Raw genomic sequence first — 6,607 nt, 5'->3', positions numbered from 1 at the left:
GCGGGTGATGGTGTTCGTTAACAAGTTCCGCACGAAGATGTCTTGACTATTGTTATTGTCTCCCGGCACGAGGTTGGAGGCATCAGATTCAAACGCCATAAACCGCCCGTCGGCTGAGATGGAGGGGCTCAAGGAGCTGCCGATCGCCTGATTGCCCGCTGAGTCAACTGAGACGCGAGTAATAGTCATAAACCCTGATATTTAAAAGTAAAAGTATTGATTGATATCATTCAGTAAAGAGATCTCAAAGTCAATTCATAAAAGTCATAACCTTGAGTTCATAAAAGTCATATTTATCAACAAATGTTACCAACAGTAGACAAAATAGCAAAACAGATATACATTCAGCGAGCAAATGATAATGACTCCAGAATTAATCAAGTTTTCTGTGTTGCAAAATCTAATAACTAATTCCCCGCCCGTTTTTGGCAAATTCATCCACAGTTTGCTGCGACAATTCGTGAAGTGCCATTGCTTGCAATACGTCTAAAGGCAATGTCAAATGATGGGCGCCGGCTAATAAAGTCTTTACCGCTTCTTCTGGGGATTTAATGCTAGCTGCCAAAATTTCAGTATTGCTTTGCTTCAAGACATTTGCCATATCCCGCACTAAGGCAAAACCGTCTCCGAGGAGTCTGGTGGCGCGATTCACATAGGCGATCGCATATTTGGCACCGGCTTCTGCGGCAACAACGGCCTGGGCTGCACTGTAAATAGCCGTCACTGCACAAGGAATTTCCGGCGACAAATGGGCTACTGCTTGGAAGCCCGCCGCCGTTGCTGGAACTTTCAAAACTGTTTGTTGCCCGATCGCCTCAAAAGCGGCTTTTCCTTCTGCTACCATGCCATCAAAATCTGATGCTGTTAGCTGATAGTACACTTCCCCAGGAATCACTTGTGCCAGTTGTTTAAGCGTCTCCGCTGGAGATAGTTCGCTTTTGGCCAAAAGTGTCGGATTAGTAGTAATTCCCGCTATCCACCCGAACTTGCTCGCCAGTGTGGCTTCGGCTAAAATTGCAGTATCGACATAAATTGCCATCGGCTCTACACCTTTAGTTGATTAAGATTTTCCAGACTTTTGCTTTCTGTTTGAGAGCGATCGGAGCGAGTTTAATTGTTATGTTGTAACAATATCACAATCTCAGACATATTACTCTCAAGTAAACATAACTATTGAGATATCTGCATCACTTCGCTTGTATAAGTTGACAATGCGTCATATCGTGCCGGCAGTCACCCTCACAATTAAATATGCTTGTAGTGAAGACTCTGAGTCCTTTACAACTCCAGAGTCATTGAGGTTTTCAATACAAAGGCGATCGCGGTTATTTTACTGCTGACGAGATAAATTTTGATTTTATAGGAATTACGTAAAATAACCTAGTCGAGCGTGAAAAGTGTATAAGTGCTGTTGAAGATAGCTTGTAAATCAACTCAAAACTTGTTTGAGGTGAGTTGGTAAATGCCATTGTTGGGGACAGAGAAATTGACTTCCCAAATACCGGACACACATGATTTGGATTTGTAGTAAGGGTTATGTATGCAATCACTCAAGGAGGTGACTCAAAAATGACCGAACCAGAAAATCAGCAGCGACAAGTCAGCCTTGAGACATCTTCGCAACCAGTCGCATCCCAAAAAGCAGCAACCGCTGAGGAATTCTCGGTAAATGTTAAGTCTGAAACTTTACCTCAATTGCTGGAAAATACGGCGCAAGAACGTTTGAAGGCTCTAGGACGTTTGATGGTGGTAAGCTTGAGTTGGTCGCTGGCGGGGCTTTCTAAACCAAAGTAATTTATGAAGCAAGCGCTGTGACGGTCGATTTAGCGATCGGATAATCCGCTATTTTTGTGGGAAATCATTACTCGCTCCCTGGTAATTCAACATCTCTAATAGTTATTGTCGAACAGGCATCATGCCTGTTCAAGACTTGGTTTTTTGCAGAGGTATATTGATTATTCTACAGAAACCTAGGTTTTAGCCCCTATGGATTTGTCGGAATGTGCGACTAATTAATATTTTCTGAACCAACGGCTTCTGAAATCGAATTAAATCCTTTTTCTTCTAACTTTTGCAGCAAGCCTGCCAAAATTCGGCGCACCATCCATGGCCCTTCGTAAACCCAACCTGTGTAAACTTGAATTAAACTCGCACCGGCGGCAATTTTTTCCCAAGCATCTTCGGCGGTAAAAATGCCGCCTACTCCAATGATTGGTAATTCGCCTTTGGTATATTGCCAGATAAATCGGATTACTTCTGTCGATCGCTCTCGCACTGGAGCCCCGCTAATTCCGCCCGCTTCTTCGCTGATGGGTTTGCCAGTTTCTCGCAAGATTTGGGTTTTCAGTTTGTCGCGGCGGATGGTGGTGTTGGTGGCGATAATTCCTGCTAATTGGTAGGTTTTTGCTAAGTCGAGGATGGAGGCGAGATCCTCTGATTCCAAATCCGGGGCAATTTTGACTAAAATTGGCTTGATTGAGCGATTTTCTTGTTGCAAAGTTTCCAAAATTGTGCTGAGTCCAGCAGCATCTTGGAGCGATCGCAATCCGGGCGTATTTGGAGAGGAAACGTTGACGACAAAATAGTCGCCCCAATCTTTGAGCAGCTTAAAACTCTCCAAGTAGTCGGCGGCTGCCTGCTCTAATGGTGTTACCTTAGATTTACCGAGATTGAGACCCAAGGGGAAAGGGGACTGAGGCATGGAGCGCGAGACATCTTGTGAGTGTTTGTGTGCGGCCTCAAACCGAGCGGCCATGGCGGCGGCTCCTTGGTTGTTAAATCCCATGCGGTTGAGTGCTGCACTGTCTGCTGACAAACGAAACAAGCGAGGTTGGGGATTTCCCGGCTGTGCTTGCGAAGTGACGGTACCGAGTTCAGCAAAGCCAAAGCCAAAATTTGCCCAAATGTCTGCCGCTACGCCGTTTTTATCAAATCCAGCAGCTAAGCCGACAGGATTTTTAAAGCTCAGCCCCCACTTGGATTGTTCGAGGCGAGAATCTTGGACTCCCAAAGATTTGTGCAGCCGCCTGAGCATTTGGCTGGTGGCGGGATTTGACTGGGTTATGGCTGCGACTTCGAGAAGTTGGAGAGTGCGGTTGTGGAGCCACTCGGCATCGGTTTTCAATACGGAAAACAGCAGCGGGCGCACACCTGATTGATAAATATCCAATGACTTGTCCTAGGGCAGTTGACAAATGAGCGGGTGAGTCGATTTTTAATTTTTCGATTTGGGACTTGGGCGGGAACTCGCGGCCAAGTCCTTTGCTGGCGGAGCCTCGAAGGATTTTAGATTTACTTTAGAGATGAACTGGGAGATTGAGCTTTGCCACGAGCCCAAAAGCCGATCGTTGGGTCTAAAATTTTGGGAGCTCCGCGACTTGTGTCGGAAAGCAAGTATCGGTTTTGGGCTGGTTCTCTAAAAATATTCAGGAGGAGACTGGGAAGGTGAGATTTTTAGTTTAACTTCGATCGACTTTATTCAATGTTTTAGATTGAAGCATAATTTAGACGATTATATTATAAGTCGAACCATTTTAATTTAAAAACTTTTTAATTGGGGAATTGGAAATCGGACAAAGGTGCGGGGAATCTGGGAAATGGGGCAGGATCAAAGACCGAAGGATTTAGACGAACAAATCGCTGGCATGGAGCGCCTTCTCCAGACTCTCCGAGAAGAGGAGAATGTGGAAGTGCTGCTGGAAACCACGCTCGGTTACTTGCAAGCGGATTTTGACTGGCGGTTGATTTGGATCGGGTTGTACGATCGACAAGCCCACAGATTGTTTGGAAAAGGCGGCATGACTCCTAACGGGGACTTGTCTTTTCTCAAACAGCGGTTTGGACTGACTCCGGGGGATTTGCTGGAACAAGTGGTGATTCAACTGCGGCCGGTGGGAGTCCCGGATTTGCGATCGTCCAATCGAGCCGGAGAATGGCGCAAAGCAGCTCAAACTTACAACATTCAAGGCACGACTCTGTTTCCGCTGCGCTACAAAGACCGCTGCTACGGGGTGATTTTGCTGGGGACTGATGTGTGGGGAGCATCGCCAAGTTCGGGGGAAAAAACGCAATTGTCGATGGTATTTGGAGCGCTAGCAACGGCTCTTTATCAAATAGAAAAAGATTGGCAGCGACAACTAATCAAACGCCCGGACGAGTCTTTATTATCGCTGATTTCGCAGTTGCGGGAACTGCGATCGCTCGACCAATATTTGCAAGCGGTAGTCGAACAAGCCCATGAATTTATCGAGCCGACGCGCACCAATGTTTACTGGTTCGAGCGAGAGCGCCGCTATTTTTGGCGCCGAGTCAGCAACCGCCAAGTTGCTCCGGGTTTAGGCTCGATCCGACCGGCTTCGGGCATCACCGTGCAAGACTTGGGAGAATTTTATCAGGCTTTGGCTAGGGAAGAAATGGTTTGGATCGGTGAATCTCACAGTTCTCTAAAAACTGAGCTGACGGGGCGGTTGATGCAGCAAATCCGCGCTCGCTCTTTGTTGGCGGCGCCGATTGTTTTAGAAGGGGAATTGTTGGGATTTTTGGCAGTGGAAGCTGGCGAGCCGAGGATTTGGCAAGATAACGAAAAACATTACCTGCGGGGAGCGGCGCAGTTAGTGGCTCTGACTGCTCCTTTGTCGGAGATGGAGGAGAGGATTGAGGAAACACGGATCGATCGAGATTTAACTGCCGGCATCGCTCGCGCTATCTACACCGATGCTGACTGGGAGGCGACTTTGAAAAATACGGCCGAGCAGTTGTGCTCTCGGCTCAAATGCGAATACTTTTTGTTGTTGCTGTACCGGGAAGAACAAAATCGCTTTGAAATTGTGTGCCAAAATCTGCCCCGCAACCGCAGACAAGTGCCCTCGCCGCTTAAGGCCCTCGATGCCTCTGACGTGGCGCTGTTGCACGATCGCGAGGAACCTCTGGCGATTGAAAATTGGGATGAAGACGGGCGGTTGGGGGCGTGGCGGGAAGTGCTCGCGGAAGTGGGGGTGCGATCGCTTTTGGCGTCGAACACTCGCACCAAACAGTCGGAGCCAGAAAGCCTCAATCGCAAATCCCAAATCCCAAATCCCAAATCGATCGAGGGTTTGCTGGTTGTCGGACACAGCGCGACTCGCACTTGGAGGCGCTCGGAGCGAGAATTAGTTCGGGTAGTCAGCCAACAGCTAGGATTGATCTTGCATTCTTGGCAGCAGAGTTCGGAAATTGAGAAATATCATCAATTTGAGCGATCGATCAAATCGGGTTTGGCGCTGTTGCAACAATCAAGCTGGCAGGATTCTGGACAACAGAAATCTGGTACTTCAGCCCAGATGTTCCCAGAGTGGCCACTGCAAAAGCTCGATCGTAACTTTGCTCAAAATCTTTCCCAGACTATCGGCTGTCCTTTAGTAGCCGTAATTACTTGGAATCCAGGCCAGCAGGAAGCTTCAATCTCGGCGGCTGTAGCTGCCAATCCCGTATTCGCCCTCAATCCCGAGGCGGTGATTGTCGTCGAAACAGATGGTTTGATCCAACAAACCCTGGCGCAATCGGGCGTGCTGCAACAGAGCACGAGCCAACTGTCGCTGGCGACGAAGCGGTGGCTGCGCAGCCCGGGAATTGGCGAGATTCTGGCAGTGCCGCTGCAAAGTGCCCCAGAACACGCTCCGTCCGGTATTGTGGTGGTTGCAGACGCTGCGGGCCGTCAGTGGTCGGAGTTGTCGGTGAATTTATTGAGTTCGATGGCGTCTCAGTTGGCTTGGTGGCGCAGGTATTTGGCTGTGCAATCGGCCGCCGAGTCGCAGCGATTGGAGCTGGAGATGCTCAACTGGTACAAGCAGCGCCGTTTCGAGGACTTTTACCGGACTGTGGGAGCCGGGGTGAAGGAGTTGGGAGAGTTGAGCCAGTCGATTTTGCTGGTGGCGAAGGAACAAAAGGATGCTCTGAAAACTTTGCGCTACCAACAGGTTTTGCGGCAAATTGGTAATGCTTTGGGGTCAATTCATTTGGTGCTCAAACACGAACAGTGGCGCTTGCAAGTAGGACGAGATGCGGTGCCTGTGAGCGCTTGGCTGAGGCGATCGCTCGATCGCACGTCCCCCCTGGTCAAACAGTCGGGAATCTTGCTGGAAGTCAACAGAGAGACTGCTGTGTCGCTGAGAGCGGGCCAGACTTTGAGCGTTCGCGGTGACAGCATCAAGCTGGATTTGATTCTGTGCGAATTGCTGGCGATGGCTTGTAGGCGCTCTCTTGTTAGCGACAAGATTGAGATTCGCTCTCAACTTTTGGGGGACGATCGCCTAGAATTATCTGTGATCGATAACGGCGAGTGCGATCGACAGTTAATTGCTGCGTTCAACGGCGGTTCGGAGACTGATATATTGGCTGTGGCGTCAAATAGGTCGATCGTCCAAAATCTCTTAATTTGTCAGCGCGCCGTACAGTTAATGGGAGGAGAATTTTCCTTAGAAATCTTACAAAATAACTTAATTGTCGCCCGTTTAGTCCTGCCCCTAGCCACCTGTTAAAATGCTATCAGAAGCAGTAACGTGCGATCGGTCAGGCTAGTAGTGAGGACTTCAGTCCGCATCCCTGGCTAGTAGCGAGGACTTCAGTCCGC

General features: G+C 48.7%; 4 protein-coding genes and 1 pseudogene. 2 read left to right on the top strand and 3 right to left on the bottom strand.

All coding sequences use genetic code 11. The annotated features are described in order from the left end of the window. Both QT974_RS04185 and QT974_RS04180 read right to left on the bottom strand, forming a co-directional pair. Positions 1 to 189: pseudogene (locus tag QT974_RS04185) on the bottom strand (calcium-binding protein); the annotation flags it as partial. A 211-nt stretch (positions 190 to 400) separates the two neighbouring features. Then, positions 401 to 1,039, bottom strand: a complete 639-nt coding sequence (locus tag QT974_RS04180; RefSeq protein ID WP_333467264.1) for a transaldolase family protein — start codon at positions 1,037 to 1,039, stop codon at positions 401 to 403. 530 nt (positions 1,040 to 1,569) lie between these two features. Between QT974_RS04180 and QT974_RS04175 the strand changes: the two genes are divergently transcribed. After that, positions 1,570 to 1,794 carry a hypothetical protein gene (locus QT974_RS04175; protein WP_333467263.1) on the top strand — a complete coding sequence of 75 codons (225 nt, stop codon included), beginning with the start codon at positions 1,570 to 1,572 and terminating at the stop codon, positions 1,792 to 1,794. A 214-nt stretch (positions 1,795 to 2,008) separates the two neighbouring features. Here the strand turns inward: QT974_RS04175 and QT974_RS04170 are convergent, their stop codons facing one another. Next, a complete protein-coding gene (locus QT974_RS04170; protein WP_333467262.1) occupies positions 2,009 to 3,169 on the bottom strand; it encodes a quinone-dependent dihydroorotate dehydrogenase in 1,161 nt (386 codons plus the stop codon). Positions 3,170 to 3,596: 427 nt separating this feature from the next. Here QT974_RS04170 and QT974_RS04165 point away from each other — a divergent pair, with 427 nt between their 5' ends. Then, a complete protein-coding gene (locus tag QT974_RS04165) occupies positions 3,597 to 6,515 on the top strand; it encodes a sensor histidine kinase (RefSeq protein WP_333467261.1) in 2,919 nt (972 codons plus the stop codon). Positions 6,516 to 6,607: the final 92 nt, after the last annotated feature.

It is taken from the genome of Microcoleus sp. BM001215392 (genome assembly GCF_036700185.1).
Lineage (GTDB): Bacteria > Cyanobacteriota > Cyanobacteriia > Cyanobacteriales > Microcoleaceae > Microcoleus.
Note: the sequence above shows the minus strand (reverse complement) of the source record. Positions and strands in the feature narration are given on the sequence as shown.

What these genes read in the sequence shown, in the direction of transcription:
- QT974_RS04180 (WP_333467264.1), bottom strand. Translation starts at nt 1,039, where the DNA reads ATGGCAATTTATGTCGATACTGCAATTTTAGCCGAAGCCACACTGGCG.
- QT974_RS04175 (WP_333467263.1), top strand. Translation starts at nt 1,570, where the DNA reads ATGACCGAACCAGAAAATCAGCAGCGACAAGTCAGCCTTGAGACATCT.
- QT974_RS04165 (WP_333467261.1), top strand. Translation starts at nt 3,597, where the DNA reads ATGGGGCAGGATCAAAGACCGAAGGATTTAGACGAACAAATCGCTGGC.